Source organism: Congregibacter litoralis KT71, from assembly GCF_000153125.2.
Taxonomy (GTDB): domain Bacteria; phylum Pseudomonadota; class Gammaproteobacteria; order Pseudomonadales; family Halieaceae; genus Congregibacter; species Congregibacter litoralis.
Genome location: NZ_CM002299.1, coordinates 1,244,324 through 1,260,830 on the forward strand (window position 1 = coordinate 1,244,324; position 16,507 = coordinate 1,260,830).

The window sequence follows — 16,507 nt, forward strand, 5'->3', positions numbered from 1 at the left end:
ACCGATTTAGCGCGACGCGGAGCAAGGACTGCCCTCGTGCTGTCGGCTATCGAGGGATCCTGAATGACGGGCACAAAAAAGCCGCCTGAGCTCTCGCTGAGGCGGCTTATCGTTTCGGTCTTTTTACGCCATGTTGCCGCTAACAAAGTCCCAGTTAACCAGGTTCCAAAACGCTTCCAGGTACTTGGGTCGCGCATTGCGGTAATCGATGTAGTAGGCGTGCTCCCAGACATCCACGGTGAGCAGCGGCGTGACGTCTTCGGTCACGGGGCAGCCTGCATTGCTGGTGTTGCTGATGGCGACAGAGCCATCGGTGTTTTGTACCAGCCACGTCCAGCCTGAGCCGAAGTTGCCCGCCGCCGCCGCAGAAAACTCTTCTTTGAACTTGTCGAAAGATCCAAAGGCCGCATTGATTGCCTCTGCCAGCTTGCCCGTAGGTTCGCCACCACCGTTGGGGGAGAGGCAGTTCCAGTAAAAAGTGTGGTTCCAGACCTGAGCTGCATTGTTGAACATGCCGCCCTCAGACTGGCGGATGACGTCTTCCAGGCTCGCGGACTCCATTGCGGTGCCGGCCACCATGCCGTTGAGCTTGTCTACGTAGGTTTTGTGGTGCTTGCCGTAGTGATACTCCAGCGTCTCTGCCGAGATATGGGGTTCCAGGGCGTTCTGCTCGTAGGGAAGAGCGGGTAGTTCAAAAGCCATAAAAAAGTCTCCAAGCTCAATTTCGGGTGTATTTGAGACAGCGCGCAGGGCGGGCGGTGGAAACGAGCGCTTCGTTGCTGCCCGGGTCCGCCACTGCGGTTGAGGGGATTATACGGAAAACGGCGCGAGTCCGATGTGTGTGTTCATCCGCCGGTGTATGATAGGGCGTCAGAAACCTCACTGGGGCAGGATCACATGGTTGTAGAATTTATTATTCGTTGGTTTCACGTGCTCGCCGGTCTTGTCTGGATTGGCATGCTGTACTACTTCAATTTCGTACAAACGGAGTACTTCAAGGAAGCGGAGGCCACGGCCAAAGCGGACGCCATGAAGAAGCTGGCGCCCCGCGCCCTTAAATGGTTCCGCTACGGGGCGTTGGTGACGTTTCTTACGGGGCTGGGGCTTCTGCACTTCGTGAATGCCTTTGCCAATACCGGCGTCAGTGCACTGATTCTCATGGGGGCGTTGGCCGGCACCTTTATGTTCCTCAACGTATGGCTGGTGATCTGGCCTAAACAGCAGATTGTTCTTGGTATGAAGGAAGGCGATGGGCCCGCAGCGGCAGCAAAGGCCGGCCTGGCATCCCGCACCAATACGCTTTTTTCCGGACCTATGCTGTTTGGCATGTTGGGTTCCCAGCATCTCTCGCAGATGATTCCCGTAAGCACCACGGGCTTTGCGGCGGCCTGCGGGCTGATTGTGCTCCTGCAGCTTAATGCGCTATTCGGACGTATGGGGCCTATGGCCAGTGTGGTGGGAGTCGTGCATCTCAGTATCGCGCTTACGGGTGTTATCTGGGCGCTCATGGCCTACCTGTAAGCCCTGGGAGATCACCGTCCGGCGATTTACGCCGGATGTCACTTTCCGGTGACGGGCGCGATATAATCGCGCCCGTTTTTATTTAAAACCGACATTAGAACCCGAGTCCTATGTCCAAAGACGACGACATTTCACCGATACCCTCGATCAGTGCCAGCCGTGAAGGCGGGCCACCCTCGGCTGCTGTACCGCGACCTCGAGGTGGCTCCCGGTCGACCCCAAAACCCGAGGGTGGAGGCAAGCCTGGCCTGATTTCAGGGATAGTGCTGGTCATTGCCCTGCTGGTCGCGCTGGCGGCCTGCACCTGGTCATGGCAGTTGCAGGAGCGTCTGACGCAGACGGGTCACGTCCTGGAGCGCTACGAGAAGCGCATTGGCGACCTGGAGGATCGTCTCTCAGATACCGATGAGGGGATGAACCAGAACGCGGCGGTGCAGGCGGCCAAAATTCGTGAGCTGGATAGCGAAGTGCGCAAGCTTTGGGACAACGTCTGGAAGAGCACCAAGGAGCGTCTCGGCAAGCTTGAGGCCGGTGCAAAACGGTCCGATGGCGCCGTCGCTGCAAATACGCAGTCCGTGAAAGCGACCCAGGCGGATCTGGGCAAAGCCCTTCAGGACATTTCGCGGTTGCAAAAGGTCTCGGGAGATCTTGAGCGCATGGCTGCCAGTGCGCGCTCAAGCCAGGCGGAGGTAGAGCGCGTTGCCGACGCCCTGAACGCCATCGACCTGGAGCTCGCGAAACTGGGTAAGCGGGTAGGGGGGAACGAGGAGTGGATCAAGTCCATCAACGCCTTCCGTCAATCCACCAATGCCAGTATTTCTCAGCTTCAATCCCAGTTGCGCGCTATGCAGACACCGGGTGCCGGCGGTTAGGCCCCCGCTTGAGGACAAGGACAGAGCTATGACCGTAATTCGACAGGATGACTTCATCGACAGTGTTGCCGATGCCCTGCAGTTTATTTCGTACTACCACCCGGTGGATTTTGTGCAGGCGGTGCACAAAGCCTGGGAGATGGAGCAAAACCCCGCGGCAAAAGATGCCATGGCGCAAATTCTGATTAACTCCCGCATGTGCGCTCAGGGGCATCGTCCCATTTGCCAGGATACGGGCATCGTCACGGTATTCCTGGAAGTCGGCATGGGCGTTCGCTGGGACGCAAAGCTGTCGGTTAGCGAGATGATCAACGAGGGGGTGCGCCGGGCCTACACGCACTCCGACAATGTGCTGCGAGCGTCAATTCTCAGCGATCCCGCGGGCGCCCGTAAAAACACCGGTGACAACACCCCGGCGGTGATTCACATGGAGTTGGTGCCCGGAAACACCGTGGATGTGCGGGTGGCCGCCAAGGGCGGGGGCTCGGAAAACAAGGCGAAGCTTGCCATGCTGAATCCTTCGGACTCCATCGTGGACTGGGTGGTAAAAACCGTACCGACCATGGGCGCGGGGTGGTGCCCTCCGGGGATGCTGGGTATTGGTATTGGGGGCACCGCGGAAAAAGCCGCCGTGCTTGCCAAAGAGTCGCTGATGGATCCTATCGATATTTTTGACCTCCGGGAGAGGGGGCCTTCAAATCGCGTGGAGGAACTGCGTCTGGAGATTATGGATGCGGTGAACCGTCTGGGTATCGGTGCCCAGGGCCTGGGCGGACTTACTACGGTTGTGGATGTGAAAATCAAGGATTTTCCCACCCACGCTGCCTCTCTGCCTGTGGCCATGATTCCCAACTGTGCTGCGACCCGTCACGCCCATTTCACCCTCGATGGCAGCGGACCCGCTTTGCAGACGCCGCCGGATCTGAACGACTGGCCGGACATCAGCTGGGAGGCGGGAGACGACGTCCGCCGCGTCAACCTCGATACGGTCACCCGCGAAGAAGTGGCGACCTGGCAGCCCGGGGACACGCTCTTGCTCTCGGGCAAAATGCTTACGGGGCGCGATGCCGCCCACAAAAAGATGCAGGAGCTGATCAAGAGCGGTGAGGGCTTGCCCGAGGGTGTAGACCTTAGAGATCGCTTTATCTACTACGTCGGACCCGTTGATCCCGTGCGGGACGAGGTCGTCGGACCCGCGGGACCCACCACATCCACGCGGATGGACAAGTTTACGGACTTCATTCTCGAGGAGACCGGATTGCTGGGGATGATTGGCAAGGCCGAAAGAGGCCCTACGGGCATCGATGCCATACGCAAGCACGAGGCCGTCTACCTCATGGCCGTTGGGGGCGCGGCGTACCTGGTTTCCCGGGCGATCACCTCATCCCGGGTCGTCGCATTCCCGGAGCTGGGCATGGAAGCAATCTATGAGTTTGAAGTGAAAGACATGCCCGTCAGTGTCGCGGTGGATACCCGAGGCACATCGGTGCATATGTCCGGGCCCTCGCATTGGCGTGGCGTCATCGAAGAGCAGGCTCTTGAGCTCATCTGAGACGTTTTACTGGCACGATTATGAAACCTTTGGCGTAGATCCCGCTTACGATCGCCCATCGCAGTTCGCGGGTCTGCGTACGGATCTGGATCTGAATCTCATCGGTGAACCCCTGGTGATCTACGCGCAGCCGCCGAGGGACTATGTGCCTCACCCTGACGCCTGCCTCATCACCGGCATTACGCCGCAAACAGCCCTGGCCGAGGGCGTCGTTGAGGCGCAGTTCATGAGCACCATCCTCGACGAGTTCATGAAGCCGGGCACCTGTGCCGTGGGCTATAACTCCCTGCGCTTTGATGACACGGTAACGCGCGCCACGCTCTATCGAAACCTTCGTGACCCCTATGCGCGGGAGTACGGCGATGGTCGATCGCGATGGGATCTTATCGATGTGGTGCGCACCGCTTATGCCTTGCGCCCCGAGGGCCTGAACTGGCCGACAAGAGACGATGGCCTGCCGAGCTTTCGCCTCGAGGATCTGTGCAAGGCCAATGGGCTTGAGCAGGGGCAGGCCCACGATGCCCTGGTCGATGTAAAGGCGACGATTGCTCTGGCTCGCGCCATCAAAGATAAACAGCCACGTTTGTTTGACTGGTTGTTCCGGCAGCGCTTCAAGCAGGCGGTAAAGCCACTGCTGGACCCCATGGCGCAACCGGTGCTGCACGTATCCGGTATGTTTGGCGCACGGCGGGCTAACCTGGGCCTGATCCTTCCTCTGGCGGTGCACTATCAGAACCGCAACGAAGTCATCTGCGCGGATCTCAGCGTTGATGCGGCGCTGATCATCGATTTGCCCGCGGAGGAGTTGCATCGACGGCTATACACGTCCAACGCCGATTTAGGTGAAGGCGAAGTGCGACCCGGAATCAAGTCCGTGCATATCAATCGATGCCCCGTGCTGTTACCCGAAAAAATGGCGGACGCCGCGGTCGCAGAGCGGTCGGGGCTTGATCTTGCTGTCTGTCATGGGAACCTCCAGCGATTGCGGGCCTATGATGAGCGCATGCCCGGGGCGCTCCGGGACAAGCTGCGAGCCGTGTCAGAGTTATCAGGAAGAGAGCCCGAGACCGATCCGGACCGCATGCTGTACAGCGGCGGGTTCATTCCGAAGGAAGACCGGCGGACCCTGGACCGCGTCCTTGCTCTGACTCCGGAAGATCTTGCCACCACCACCGTTGCCTTCGAGGATACCCGGCTTGAGGAAATGCTTTTTCGCTACCGCGCCCGCAATTATCCCGAGACGCTGAATGATGAAGAGCGGGCCCGCTGGGAGGAATACCGCTTTGCCCGTATCAGTGAAGGTGACGGCCGTAGTCTGAATCTCGAGGACCTTAACGGGATTATCGAAGAGCGCCTGATCGCGGCTCAGATTACCGATCGCGACCGACATGTTCTTGAAGAATTACAACGTTGGGGCGACAGCCTGCTCGCTTGAGCGACCATCGCTATCCCGGACCCGTATAATGGGTGCCATTGATATTATGCAGGCGGAGTCCTATGCAATTCGCGGGTAGCCATATCCTTTCCGTAGGACAGTTCGAGCGGTCGGACGTGGAGGCTGTTTTTGAGGTGGCCGATGCCATGCAGCCCTATGCCCGACGCCGCAAAGTGACCCGTGTTCTCGAAGGCGCGATCCTCGGTTCGATGTTTTTTGAACCCAGCACACGGACGCGGGTGAGCTTTGGCAGCGCTTTTAATCTCCTGGGCGGAGAGGTTCGGGAGACAACGGGGATCGAGAACTCCGCTATTGCCAAGGGTGAATCCCTGTATGACACGGCGCGGGTACTATCGGGCTACTCCGATGTGGTCGCCATGCGTCACCCCGAGGTCGGGTCCGTAGCGGAATTTGCGGCGGCCAGTCGCGTGCCGGTGATCAATGGTGGCGACGGCAGTAACGAGCATCCTACGCAGGCTTTACTTGATCTCTATACGATCCGCAGCGAGCTGTCTGCTCAGGGCCGGGGAATTGATGCTCTGCGTATCGCCATGGTGGGTGACCTGCGTTTTGGCCGTACGGTGCACAGTCTGTGTAAGCTCCTCTGCCTCTTTGACGGCGTGAGCGTAACCCTGGTATCCCCTGACGAGTTGCGGATGCCCGCTGAAATCGTGGAAGCCCTGCGTGAGGCAGGGCACTCGGTGCTGGAAAGCGATGCCATGGAAGAGGGGATAACCCACGTTGATATCGTATACAGCACGCGCCTGCAGGAGGAGCGTTTCGCGTCGCCGGAGGAAGCAAACCTGTACCGGGGCCGTTTTCGCCTGAACCAGCAGATTTACACCCGGCACTGTGATCCGAATACGGTGATTATGCATCCCCTGCCTCGGGATTCACGGGAGGCTGCCCGGGAACTTGATGACGACCTCAACGAAAACCCCAACCTGGCCATTTTCAGGCAAACGGACAACGGTGTGCTGGTGCGTATGGCGCTGTTTGCCATGGTCCTGGACGTGGTGGGGCAGGTCGACAAACATGCCCGGGATGTGGCCTGGTACACCGGTGGCCGGTTCACGTGAGTTTTTCTCTGCGCTTCGGTCGCGCGGATGTGCGAACGCTCACAGACCAGCGGGTATTCGACGGCTATTTCGCGGTGCAGAAAATCACCGTTGAGCACCGGAGCTTCAGTGGTGGCTGGTGCGAGCCGGTCACGCGGGAGGTGTTCGAGCGCGGAGATGCCGTGGGCGTCCTGCCCTATGATCCCGACACGGACTCCCTGATTCTCATAGAGCAGTTTCGCGCGGGCAGTCTGCGCGATGCGCAGAGCCCATGGATGCTGGAGCTTATTGCCGGCATCGTCGATCCCGGCGAAAGCGATGAGTCCGTCGCCCGTCGAGAGGGCAGGGAAGAAGCCGGTTGTGAGTTCGGCGATCTGGTGCCCATAGCTTCTTATTATCCCAGCGCCGGTGCCTGCAGCGAGCATGTGCGGCTTTTTTGCGGGCGGGTGCTTGATGCGGCCGTGGGACAGGTGCGTGGTTTGGCGCTCGAAGGGGAGGATATTCTGGTGCACCGGGTTTCCCGGCGTGACGCCCTGGCATTACTCGCCGAAGATCGGATCAATAACGGACACACGCTGGTGGCCCTGCAATGGTTCGCTCTCCATGGCGAGCGCCTTAAGCAGACCTGGAATAGCGACGCCACGCCGACCCCATGAACCCGGACGTGACTGCCAAGAGCCCTCCCGGTTTACTGCGCTCCAGCGCGGTCGTGGGTACCATGACTATGTTGTCGAGGGTGCTGGGACTTGCGAGAGATGTCATCCTCGCCGCGGTTATCGGTGCCAGCGCGAACGCCGACGCGTTTTTCATCGCCTTTAAAATCCCCAATTTTCTCCGGCGCTTGTTTGCCGAAGGGGCCTTTGCCCAGGCTTTTGTACCCGTGCTTGCAGAGTGCCGTGAGAACGGCGGCCAGGCGGCGGTAAGAGCTCTGGTCGACCGGGTGGCAGGGGTCCTTGGCGGCGTGCTGTTTGTGCTGACGACGCTCACTCTTCTCGCGGCGCCGTTGGTCGCCGGCGTGTTTGCCCCCGGGTACATCGCACAGCCGCAAAAATTTGCCCTCACCGCGGACTTGATTCGAATCGCTTTCCCGTACCTCATGCTGATCTCTCTGACGGGGATGTGTGGCGCGATTCTCAATAGCTATGGTCGCTTTGCGGTGCCGGCTTTTACGCCGGTGCTGTTGAACCTCTCCCTGATAGGGGCCGCGTTGCTGGCGGCGCCTCACTTCTCCGAGCCGGCCTTTGCCCTGGCCTGGGGGGTGTTGTTTGCGGGGCTCATACAATTGCTGTTCCAGCTGCCTTTTCTCTATCGGCTGGACCTGGTGCCCAGGCCGCGCTGGGAGCCCCGCCACCCGGGGGTCCGGCAGGTGATGACGCTGATGATTCCGGCGCTTTTCGGGGTGTCCGTCAGTCAGCTGAACCTGCTGTTTGATACGGTGCTGGCTTCCTTTTTACCCACAGGCAGTGTCTCCTGGCTTTACTACTCAGACCGCCTCACGGAGCTGCCCCTCGGTGTTTTTGCGATTGCGGTGGCGACGGTCATTATGCCCACGCTCTCAGCGCAAAAATCTGCCGCGAGGGAAGACGACTACGCCCGAACCCTGGACTGGGCGGTGCGCTCGGTGCTGCTGGTGGGTGTTCCTGCGTCCCTGGCGCTTCTTATACTGGCGGAGCCTATTCTCATCAGCCTGTTCCACTACGGAGCCCTGAGTGAGCGCGATATAGCTATGTCGGCGTTAAGTCTCCGCGCCTATAGTCTGGGACTGTGCGCCTTTATGCTGATCAAAGTACTGGCGCCCGGGTTCTATGCCCGTCAGGACATGGTGACGCCCGTGCGCATCGGCATTCGCGCCATGGTCGCCAACATGGTGATGAATCTCGTCTTTGTCGTGCCCCTGATGTTTTATTGTGGTATCGGTCATGTGGGTCTTGCCCTCGCCACCAGTCTCAGCGCGTTTCTCAATGCCGGTCTTCTGTGGCGGGGCCTGCGACGTGAGGGTGTTTATCGCTTTGATCCGCAGTGGCGTCGATACCTCTTCCGGCTCTTTTTTGCCTGTGTAGGCATGGTTCTGGTCCTGATTTACGTGACGCCCCATGAGACATTGTGGCTGGACTGGACCTGGATGCAGCGAGGGCTGCGTATCCTGGGGGTCTGCGGCGTGGGCGCCCTGTCGTATCTGTTGCTTCTCTGGCTGGCAGGCATGCGTCCGGCGGACGTAAGGGCGCCCTCGTTTTCGACCCTTAAATCAGACGGGGATCGCGGCGGCTCTGCATAGGCTGTCCGGCCGTTCTTCGATATACTGCGCTGTCTTTTTTTTAAGCCTTAGTGACGCCATGGAGCTCCTTCGCGGCCGTAGCAGCCTGCGCGCAAAAATTCGCCCAAGCGTAGCGACCATCGGCGCCTTCGATGGCGTGCATCTGGGTCATCAGACTGTGATTTCCCAGCTGGCAGAGCAGGGCCGAAAATTTGATCTTCCCACTACGGTGGTAACCTTTGAACCCCTGCCCCGCGAGTATCTGGCGGCGGACTCAGCGCCCGCGCGTCTCCAGAGTTTTCGAGAGCGCTTTGAGTCCCTGGCGGCCCTGGGCGTAGACCGATTGCTGTGCCTTCGCTTTAACGAGACCCTGCGCCAGATGTCTGCTGAGGAGTTTGCCGAGAACATTTTTGTGGAGGGTTTGGGCGTTCGTGCCCTGGTGCTGGGAGATGATTTTCGCTTCGGCCATGACCGGGAGGGTGGTTTTTCTCTCATGGAGTCCATTGGCAAGCGGGAGGGCTTTGACACCCTGGCCACGGAAACCATCGAGGTGGAGGGCGAGCGGGTGAGTAGCACCCGCCTGCGCACAGCTCTGGCCGCCGGTGATTTTGCCACCGCCCGGGCCTGCCTGGGGCGGGACTACGAGATTTCCGGGAGGGTCGTTTACGGACGCCAACTGGGGCGGCAGATTGGCTCCCCGACGGCCAATATTGCCCTGCGGCGGAGAAGCGTTCCCCTAAGCGGCGTCTTTGCAGTGACCGTCTCGGGCGGGGGTCTGGATGATGCGCCAGCCATTGCCAGTGTCGGCGTCAGGCCCACCGTGGAGGAGGGGCTGAAACCCAATCTGGAGGTGCATATTCTCGATGGCGACCACACACTCTATGGTCAGCGCATCAGCGTGCGTTTCCTGCATAAGTTTCGAGAAGAAGAACGCTACGAGTCCGTGGAAATACTCAAGGCAAAAATACATGAAGACATTGAAGGAGCTCGTGCCTGGTTTGCATTGGGCACTGAGGAACGAAGAATCTCATGAGTGACTACAAGGACACCCTGAACCTGCCGACCACGGGATTTCCCATGAAGGCGAACCTTGCCCAGCGGGAACCTGCGCGAATCAAACAGTGGCAGGATATGGGGCTCTATCACCGCATCCGCGAGGCGCGGGTAGGGCGGCCGAAATTTATTCTCCACGACGGGCCGCCCTATGCGAATGGCGATCTCCACGTGGGCCATGCGGTGAACAAGGTCCTGAAGGACATCATCGTCAAATACAAAACCCTGGATGGCTTTGATTCGCCCTACGTGCCGGGGTGGGACTGTCACGGACTGCCCATTGAGCTCAATGTCGAGAAAAAGGTAGGCAAGCCCGGCGTCAAGCTCAGCGCGGCAGAATTTCGCGAAAAATGCCGCGCCTACGCCCGGCGTCAAATCGATAACCAGCGCGAAGACTTTGTGCGCATGGGGATCATCGGCGATTGGGAGAATCCCTATCTCACCATGGACTTCGATTTTGAAGCCGACATTGTGAGGACCCTGGGTCGCCTGGTGGAGCGCGGCCACGTACACAAGGGTTTCAAACCCGTGCACTGGTGTTTGGATTGCGGCTCAGCCCTTGCTGAAGCCGAAGTGGAGTATGCCGACAAGCAGTCTTCCGCCATCGATGTTGCTTTTGCCGCGGTGGATGCATCGGCAATCAACCACGCCTGCGGACTGGAAGACGGCGTGGCGGTAGTCGCCCCGATCTGGACCACCACCCCCTGGACCTTACCGGCAAACCGTGCGGTTAGCGTGCACCCGGATCTCGACTACGTGCTCATTGCCGCTGAGGATCAGCGCTTGCTCGTGGCAGAGGCTCTGGCGGAAAGCTGCGCTGCCCGCTATGGCCTGGGAGAGCCGGAGATTCTTGGACGCTGCAAGGGGCGCGCTATCGAGCGGCAATTGCTCCAGCATCCCTTCCTTGATCGCCAGGTACCCGTGATCCTTGGGGAGCACGTCACCGTTGATGCGGGCACGGGCCTTGTGCACACCGCGCCCGCCCATGGTCAGGATGACTACATCGTCGGCATGCGTTACGACCTGTCCGTCGACAACCCCGTGGGCCCCAACGGTGTATTTCGCGAGGACACGGCGCTCTTTGGCGGACAGCATGTTTTCAAAGCCAATGGCAATATCGTGGCGGCCCTCGAGGAGCGGGGTGTACTCCTGCATCATGAGGACTACCAACATTCCTATCCCCATTGCTGGCGTCACAAAACCCCGCTGATTTTCCGTGCAACCCCCCAGTGGTTTGTACGCATGCACGAAAACGGGCTTCTCGACGCCGCCCAGAACGCTGTGGACGGCGTGCAATGGATTCCCGATTGGGGCCGCGCCCGCATCGAATCCATGCTCAGCGAGCGACCGGATTGGTGTATTTCCCGACAGCGCACCTGGGGTGTGCCCATCACGCTGTTTGTGCACAAGGAGACGGCGGAGCTTCATCCGGATACACCGGCGCTTATCGAACAGGTAGCGACGCGTATCCAGGAGTCCGGTATTGAGGCATGGTTCAGCCTAGAAGCCCGGGAACTCCTGGGCGATGACGCTGAGCACTACGATAAAGTGACGGACACCCTGGATGTCTGGTTTGATTCCGGGGTGACCCATGCCTGCGTGTTGCGGCGCCGGGGAGAGCTTACGTCTCCTGCGGATCTCTATCTTGAGGGTTCGGATCAGCACCGCGGTTGGTTCCAGTCGTCCCTTCTGACGGGAATCGGCGCCTACGGTGAAGCGCCGTTCAAGGCCGTGCTGACCCACGGTTTCACTGTGGACGGCGACGGACGGAAAATGTCCAAGTCCATCGGCAACATCATTCCCGCTCGCAAAGCCATGAATGATCAGGGCGCCGATATTCTGCGCCTCTGGCTCGCCTCGACGGACTATCGGAACGAGGTGGCCGTCTCCGATGAGATCATCAAGCGCACGGGAGACAGCTATCGTCGCATTCGCAACACGGCGAGATTCATGCTCGCCAATCTCTCCGGTTTTGATCCCGCAGAGGATGCGCTTGCGGATGAGGACTTGCTGCCCCTGGATCGTTGGGCGGTGGACTCCGCGGCGCGGCTCCAGGAGGATTTGAAGCAGGCCTACGATGCCTATCAGTTCCATCAGGTCTGTCACCGCCTTCACAACTACTGTTCCGGAGAGATGGGCGGCTTTTATCTGGACATCATCAAGGATCGGCAATACACCACCCGGGCGGACAGCCATGCCCGGCGCTCTGCGCAAACGGCGCTCTACCGTATTGCTGATGCCATGGCGCGGTGGATGGCTCCTATCCTGTCCTTTACCGCCGAAGAGCTCTGGGAGAACCTCCCGGGTGAGCGCGAGGATTCCGTGCTCCTCGCCGGCTGGGGTGCGCCGCTCCTGCGACTGTCACGCAATGACACGCTGGATGCAGATTACTGGGATGCTCTGATCGCCGTGCGCACCGCGGTGAACAAACAGTTGGAAGCCCTTCGCGCCGCGGGCGAGCTGCGGGGCTCTCTGGATGCGGCAGTCACCCTGTATTGCGATGGACTGCTGGCTGAGCGTCTTGGGGGACTGGGCAAGGAACTGCGTTTCGTGCTCATCACCTCGTCGGCGGACGTCGCGTCCCTGGCGTCAGCGCCCCCCGAGGCTGCGGAGACGGAGCTTGCGGGTCTGCGGCTGCTGGTCACCGCGTCCAGCGCGGAGAAGTGCGAGCGCTGCTGGCATCGCTGTGCGGATATCGGTGAACACGAGGCACATCCCACGCTCTGCGGACGCTGTGTCAGTAATGTTGATGGCCCCGGCGAGGTGCGGGAGTTTGCCTGAGACCCTGGGAGGCGCGGCCCGGTGGTACGGTCTGGCATTGATGATCGTAATCCTCGATCAGGCCAGCAAATGGCTGGCCTCTTCCGAGCTGAGCTACGCGACGCCCGTAAAGCTACTGAGCTGGTTTAATCTGACCCTCCATCACAATCAGGGGGCCGCCTTTAGCTTTCTGGCGGGAGCCGGTGGCTGGCAGCGATGGTTCTTTGCCACATTGGCTCTGGCAGTCAGCGCTATGATTGTCTACTGGCTGAAGGAGCTGAAGCCCCGGCAGTGGCAGCTGTCCCTGGCGCTGGCGCTGGTACTCGGCGGTGCCCTGGGGAATCTTGTGGATCGCATCCACCTTGGATACGTTGTTGATTTTATCAGTGTCCATTATCGTGACTGGTATTTTCCGACCTTTAACGTTGCCGATGCCGCTATTTCTGTGGGTGCTTTTCTCATCATTCTTGATAGCCTCGTGAACTCTGCGACGGACGAGGTCTCCAAGGAGGAGCAGGGTAGTTAAATGACAGACGCGGTGAATGATGCGATGGATGGCAATGTGGGCGAAGGCACCCGGGTATTTTTGAATTTTTCTCTGGCGCTGGAAGACGGTGCAGAGGTGGATTCCAATTTCGGAGGCGAGGCCGTGAGCTTCGCGATCGGCGATGGCAGTCTCCTGCCGGGCTTTGAGCGCCGTATCATTGGTATGCAGTCCGGTGAGCGAAAGCTGTTTCAGGTGCCGCCGGAGGAGGCCTTCGGTCAGCCCAACGAGAACAATGTCCAGCGTGTTCCCCGAGATGGCTTCGATGAGGATCTTGAGCTCGAACTGGGGCTGGTGTGTTCCTTCGCGGATGCGTCCGGCGGTGAGCTTCCGGGCATGATCGTGGGTTTTGACGATACGGAGGTCACCGTCGACTTTAATCACCCCCTGGCGGGTCACACCATTTTATTCGACGTTCAGATTCACCGCCTCGAAGCGGTAGACTTGCACTGATGGATATTCAGCTGGCAAATCCCCGGGGCTTCTGCGCCGGCGTCGACCGGGCGATCGATATCGTCAATCGCGCCCTGGAGGTCTTTGGTGCTCCTATCTATGTGCGTCACGAGGTGGTCCATAACCGCTTTGTCGTTGACGACCTGCGCTCCCGGGGTGCCGTGTTCGTGGATGAGTTGGAGGAGGTCCCCGACGACTGCATTGTCATATTCAGTGCCCACGGCGTGTCTCAGGCGGTGCGCAAGCAGGCCGATAGCCGGGGGCTCAAGGTGTTTGACGCGACCTGCCCGCTGGTCACCAAGGTGCACATTGAGGTTGCCCGCTACAGCGCTGAAGGGCGGGAGTGTGTGCTCATCGGGCATGAGGGGCACCCGGAAGTCGAAGGCACCATGGGCCAATATGATCACAGCAAGGGTGGTGATATTTACCTCGTGGAGGACGAAGCGCAGGCTGCGAGCCTAACGGTCCGCAATCCGGAAAAGCTTTCTTACGTCACCCAGACCACCCTGTCCATGGACGATACGGCGCGGGTGATCGAAGCCCTCCGAGCCCGGTTTCCAGCGATTACGGGCCCACGCAAGGATGATATTTGCTATGCCACACAGAACCGGCAGGATGCAGTAAAGCAGCTTGCGGCGGACTGCGATTTAATGATCGTCGTGGGATCTCCGAACAGCTCTAATTCCAATCGGCTCCGGGAGCTTGCGGAGCGCATGGGTGCTGAGGCTTTTCTGTTGGATCGCGCGGACGAAATTAATCCTGAGTGGCTGTCAGGGAAGCAGAATATCGGCGTTACCGCCGGTGCCTCGGCGCCGGAGATTTTGGTGCAGGAGGTTATTGATCGACTGCAGGCCTTAGGTGCGGAGTCAGTGCATGAGGTCGATGGCCGGCCTGAGAATGTCACTTTCAGTATGCCCAGGGAGCTGCGCCTCCGGCCCGTCGATTAGAACAGGGATAGTACTCTCTGATTAGTATTAATTGCAGACTAGGGGATTGCCGCTTCGATCCTCGCGGATGCCATCTCCGTTGCGATCGGTCGTCAGATAGCTACGGCCAGTATGGCTTACTACAAGCGCGTGAGCATCGCGTGCGTCGCCATCTGCAGGACAAAAGTTGAATGTTCCGTTTTGCCAGGTAAATCCGGACGGCTCGAACATGATGTAGCTGCGGGCCAATGAGGCTTTCCATTTTGTTTTCCCGAGGCGCATCGGCAATTTGCTGATGCGTAATAAATCTTCGGAGTGATCGTAAGCTCTGTCCCTGTTGCTGTCGATAAAGACGTTCGCACTCACGGCATCGGCCCAGTCACGAATACACCGCCCGCCTTCGTCGATCGCGCACAGTGTTACCTGAGATCCCTTGGTTACCGCGGTAAATCGGCTGTAATTCACCAGAGTAGTGATGTGCTGTGCGACGCGTTGGCTTTCGACGATTTGCTTGAGACGCTTAAATGATGGTGCGCCCGCGGCGACCAGTATTACCAGAATGACTACAGTTACCATAAGCTCCACGAGCGTAACACCGCGCTCGGTTTTTCTCTTGTGTCCCACGCTCGATGTTCCAATCCATGAATGATTGAAGTCATGCTAGGTCGCGATGGAACTAATTCCGACATCAGTAGCGATGGTTACTCGTCCAAATTAAGCTTTTTCATCCGGTATCGGAGGCTGCGAAAACTCACCCCAAGCGCTTTTGCCGTCTCCGTTCTGTTCCAGCGGTGAGCCTCCAGCGCTTCGCTGAGGATTCCCCGCTCGATGTCCGCCAGGTAGGCATCGAGATCACCGGCAACTTCCTGGAGGCGACTACTCTCACTTTTCGTTTCGGTCTGGGTGACAGGCGTTTCGATACTGCCGATCTGAAGATCATCTCCATCGATCACACCGCCATCGCACAAGGCAAAAGCGCGCTCCAGCATGTTTTCCAGTTCGCGCACATTGCCGGGAAAATGATAGTTATTCATCGTTACGATGGCAGAGCTACTGATGCTTGGGATTTCGCTTGCATGGGCCTCGGCGATGCGACCCAAAAGGGCGTGTGCAAGGGTGGCGATGTCGTCTTTTCGCTCCCGCAGGCTGGGAACCTCCAATTCAATGACATTGACCCGAAAGAACAGGTCCTCCCGGAAGCGCCCTGCGGCCACCTCTTTTGCGAGGCTCTTGTGCGTTGCGGACAGCAGCCTGACGTCCGTAGCCACCTCCTCATTTGCTCCCACGGGGCGCACGCGCTTTTCCTGGATGGCCCGCAACAGTTTCACCTGCATGGAAAGAGGGAGATCCGCTACTTCATCAAGAAACAGCGTGCCCCCCTCGGCGGCCTGAAAAAGCCCCAGCTTGTCGCGACTGGCGCCAGTGAAGCTGCCCTTGAGGTGACCGAAGAGCTCGCTTTCAATGAGTTCCGCGGGAATCGCTCCGCAGTTCACAGCGACAAAGGGACCCGCGGCTCGCGGGCCCTTGCCGTGGATATTCCGCGCGACGACTTCCTTGCCGCTACCGGATTCTCCTCGTATGTGCACCGGTGCCTGACTGCGGGCGAGCTTGACAATCTGCTGGCGCAAACGATCCATCGCCGGCGTGTCGCCAATGAGCTCGTCGCTCTGCGCAGTATTTGTCGCCGTGTCGATGGAATCGAGTTCCAGCGCAGCGCTGATGAGGGATCGCAGTTTCTCCAGGGCAACGGGTTTACTGATGAAATCAAAAGCGCCGGCTTTGAGTGCCCGAATCGCACTGTCGACGTTGCCATGGGCCGTGATCATGGCCACGGGTAAAGACGGTTGCGTGGCCTGAATATGTTCTACCAGCTCTATGCCGTTGCCGTCGGGCAGGCGCATGTCAGTGAGACATAACTGCAGGCTGTCCCCATCATCGAGGAGGACGTAGGCCTCACCTAACGTGGCAGCACTGACGGTATCCAGGCCCATGCGTCCAAGCGTTATCTCCAGGAGTTCGCGTATATCCGGCTCATCATCAACGATGAGAACCCTGGCACCTTCATGACTGCTCACACGC

At 59.2% G+C, this 16,507-nt stretch carries 15 protein-coding genes; 12 read left to right on the forward strand and 3 right to left on the reverse strand.

The features are described 5' to 3' along the window. Positions 1–123 precede the first annotated feature (123 nt). On the reverse strand, positions 124–702 hold the full coding sequence (gene sodB, locus KT71_RS05790) for a superoxide dismutase [Fe] (protein WP_008296387.1): 579 nt from the start codon (positions 700–702) through the stop codon (positions 124–126). A 195-nt stretch (positions 703–897) separates the two neighbouring features. On the opposite strand from sodB, the gene KT71_RS05795 reads away from it, so the two are divergent. The 12 genes from KT71_RS05795 to ispH all read left to right on the forward strand — a co-directional run bounded on the left by KT71_RS05795 (position 898) and on the right by ispH (position 14,449). Beyond that, positions 898–1,521, forward strand: coding sequence for a urate hydroxylase PuuD (locus tag KT71_RS05795; protein ID WP_008296386.1), 624 nt, complete (start codon positions 898–900; stop codon positions 1,519–1,521). A 110-nt stretch (positions 1,522–1,631) separates the two neighbouring features. Beyond that, entirely contained in the window at positions 1,632–2,393 is a 762-nt protein-coding gene (locus KT71_RS05800) for a hypothetical protein (RefSeq protein ID WP_023660396.1), read from the forward strand. Positions 2,394–2,421: 28 nt separating this feature from the next. Further along, a complete protein-coding gene (locus KT71_RS05805) occupies positions 2,422–3,945 on the forward strand; it encodes a fumarate hydratase (RefSeq protein WP_023660397.1) in 1,524 nt (507 codons plus the stop codon). Then, positions 3,932–5,380: an exodeoxyribonuclease I gene (gene sbcB, locus KT71_RS05810; protein WP_008296383.1), complete on the forward strand. Its 1,449-nt coding sequence runs from the start codon at positions 3,932–3,934 to the stop codon at positions 5,378–5,380. Before KT71_RS05805 ends, sbcB begins: the two co-directional genes overlap by 14 nt. A gap of 62 nt (positions 5,381–5,442) precedes the next feature. Continuing rightward, positions 5,443–6,459 (forward strand): aspartate carbamoyltransferase, encoded by a 1,017-nt coding sequence (locus tag KT71_RS05815; protein ID WP_008296382.1) that lies wholly within the window; start codon positions 5,443–5,445, stop codon positions 6,457–6,459. After that, positions 6,456–7,094 (forward strand): NUDIX domain-containing protein, encoded by a 639-nt coding sequence (locus tag KT71_RS05820; protein WP_008296381.1) that lies wholly within the window; start codon positions 6,456–6,458, stop codon positions 7,092–7,094. The genes KT71_RS05815 and KT71_RS05820 overlap by 4 nt, the downstream gene beginning before the upstream one ends. Then, positions 7,091–8,713 carry a murein biosynthesis integral membrane protein MurJ gene (gene murJ / locus KT71_RS05825; RefSeq protein WP_008296380.1) on the forward strand — a complete coding sequence of 541 codons (1,623 nt, stop codon included), beginning with the start codon at positions 7,091–7,093 and terminating at the stop codon, positions 8,711–8,713. Before KT71_RS05820 ends, murJ begins: the two co-directional genes overlap by 4 nt. Positions 8,714–8,771: 58 nt before the next feature. Beyond that, positions 8,772–9,725 (forward strand): bifunctional riboflavin kinase/FAD synthetase, encoded by a 954-nt coding sequence (gene ribF, locus KT71_RS05830; RefSeq protein ID WP_008296379.1) that lies wholly within the window; start codon positions 8,772–8,774, stop codon positions 9,723–9,725. Then, on the forward strand, positions 9,722–12,526 hold the full coding sequence (ileS, locus tag KT71_RS05835) for an isoleucine--tRNA ligase (protein ID WP_008296378.1): 2,805 nt from the start codon (positions 9,722–9,724) through the stop codon (positions 12,524–12,526). Before ribF ends, ileS begins: the two co-directional genes overlap by 4 nt. Then, positions 12,519–13,031, forward strand: a complete 513-nt coding sequence (lspA, locus tag KT71_RS05840; RefSeq protein WP_023660398.1) for a signal peptidase II — start codon at positions 12,519–12,521, stop codon at positions 13,029–13,031. Before ileS ends, lspA begins: the two co-directional genes overlap by 8 nt. Beyond that, complete coding sequence (locus KT71_RS05845; RefSeq protein ID WP_008296376.1) at positions 13,032–13,502, forward strand: FKBP-type peptidyl-prolyl cis-trans isomerase; 471 nt, start codon at positions 13,032–13,034, stop codon at positions 13,500–13,502. Then, on the forward strand, positions 13,502–14,449 hold the full coding sequence (gene ispH / locus KT71_RS05850) for a 4-hydroxy-3-methylbut-2-enyl diphosphate reductase (RefSeq protein WP_008296375.1): 948 nt from the start codon (positions 13,502–13,504) through the stop codon (positions 14,447–14,449). Before KT71_RS05845 ends, ispH begins: the two co-directional genes overlap by 1 nt. Before the next feature lie 27 nt (positions 14,450–14,476). On the opposite strand, the gene KT71_RS05855 is transcribed toward ispH, so the two are convergent. Then, positions 14,477–15,052 carry a GspH/FimT family pseudopilin gene (locus KT71_RS05855; RefSeq protein WP_008296374.1) on the reverse strand — a complete coding sequence of 192 codons (576 nt, stop codon included), beginning with the start codon at positions 15,050–15,052 and terminating at the stop codon, positions 14,477–14,479. 77 nt (positions 15,053–15,129) lie between these two features. Then, positions 15,130–16,503 carry a sigma-54-dependent transcriptional regulator gene (locus KT71_RS05860; RefSeq protein ID WP_008296373.1) on the reverse strand — a complete coding sequence of 458 codons (1,374 nt, stop codon included), beginning with the start codon at positions 16,501–16,503 and terminating at the stop codon, positions 15,130–15,132. Between the last annotated feature and the right edge of the window lie 4 nt (positions 16,504–16,507).

Coding starts and splice junctions, on each gene's coding strand:
- KT71_RS05800 (WP_023660396.1), top strand. CDS start 1,632: ATGTCCAAAGACGACGACATTTCACCGATACCCTCGATCAGTGCCAGC.
- KT71_RS05805 (WP_023660397.1), top strand. CDS start 2,422: ATGACCGTAATTCGACAGGATGACTTCATCGACAGTGTTGCCGATGCC.
- murJ (WP_008296380.1), top strand. CDS start 7,091: ATGAACCCGGACGTGACTGCCAAGAGCCCTCCCGGTTTACTGCGCTCC.
- KT71_RS05845 (WP_008296376.1), top strand. CDS start 13,032: ATGACAGACGCGGTGAATGATGCGATGGATGGCAATGTGGGCGAAGGC.
- KT71_RS05795 (WP_008296386.1), top strand. CDS start 898: ATGGTTGTAGAATTTATTATTCGTTGGTTTCACGTGCTCGCCGGTCTT.
- KT71_RS05815 (WP_008296382.1), top strand. CDS start 5,443: ATGCAATTCGCGGGTAGCCATATCCTTTCCGTAGGACAGTTCGAGCGG.
- ispH (WP_008296375.1), top strand. CDS start 13,502: ATGGATATTCAGCTGGCAAATCCCCGGGGCTTCTGCGCCGGCGTCGAC.
- ileS (WP_008296378.1), top strand. CDS start 9,722: ATGAGTGACTACAAGGACACCCTGAACCTGCCGACCACGGGATTTCCC.
- sodB (WP_008296387.1), bottom strand. CDS start 702: ATGGCTTTTGAACTACCCGCTCTTCCCTACGAGCAGAACGCCCTGGAA.
- ribF (WP_008296379.1), top strand. CDS start 8,772: ATGGAGCTCCTTCGCGGCCGTAGCAGCCTGCGCGCAAAAATTCGCCCA.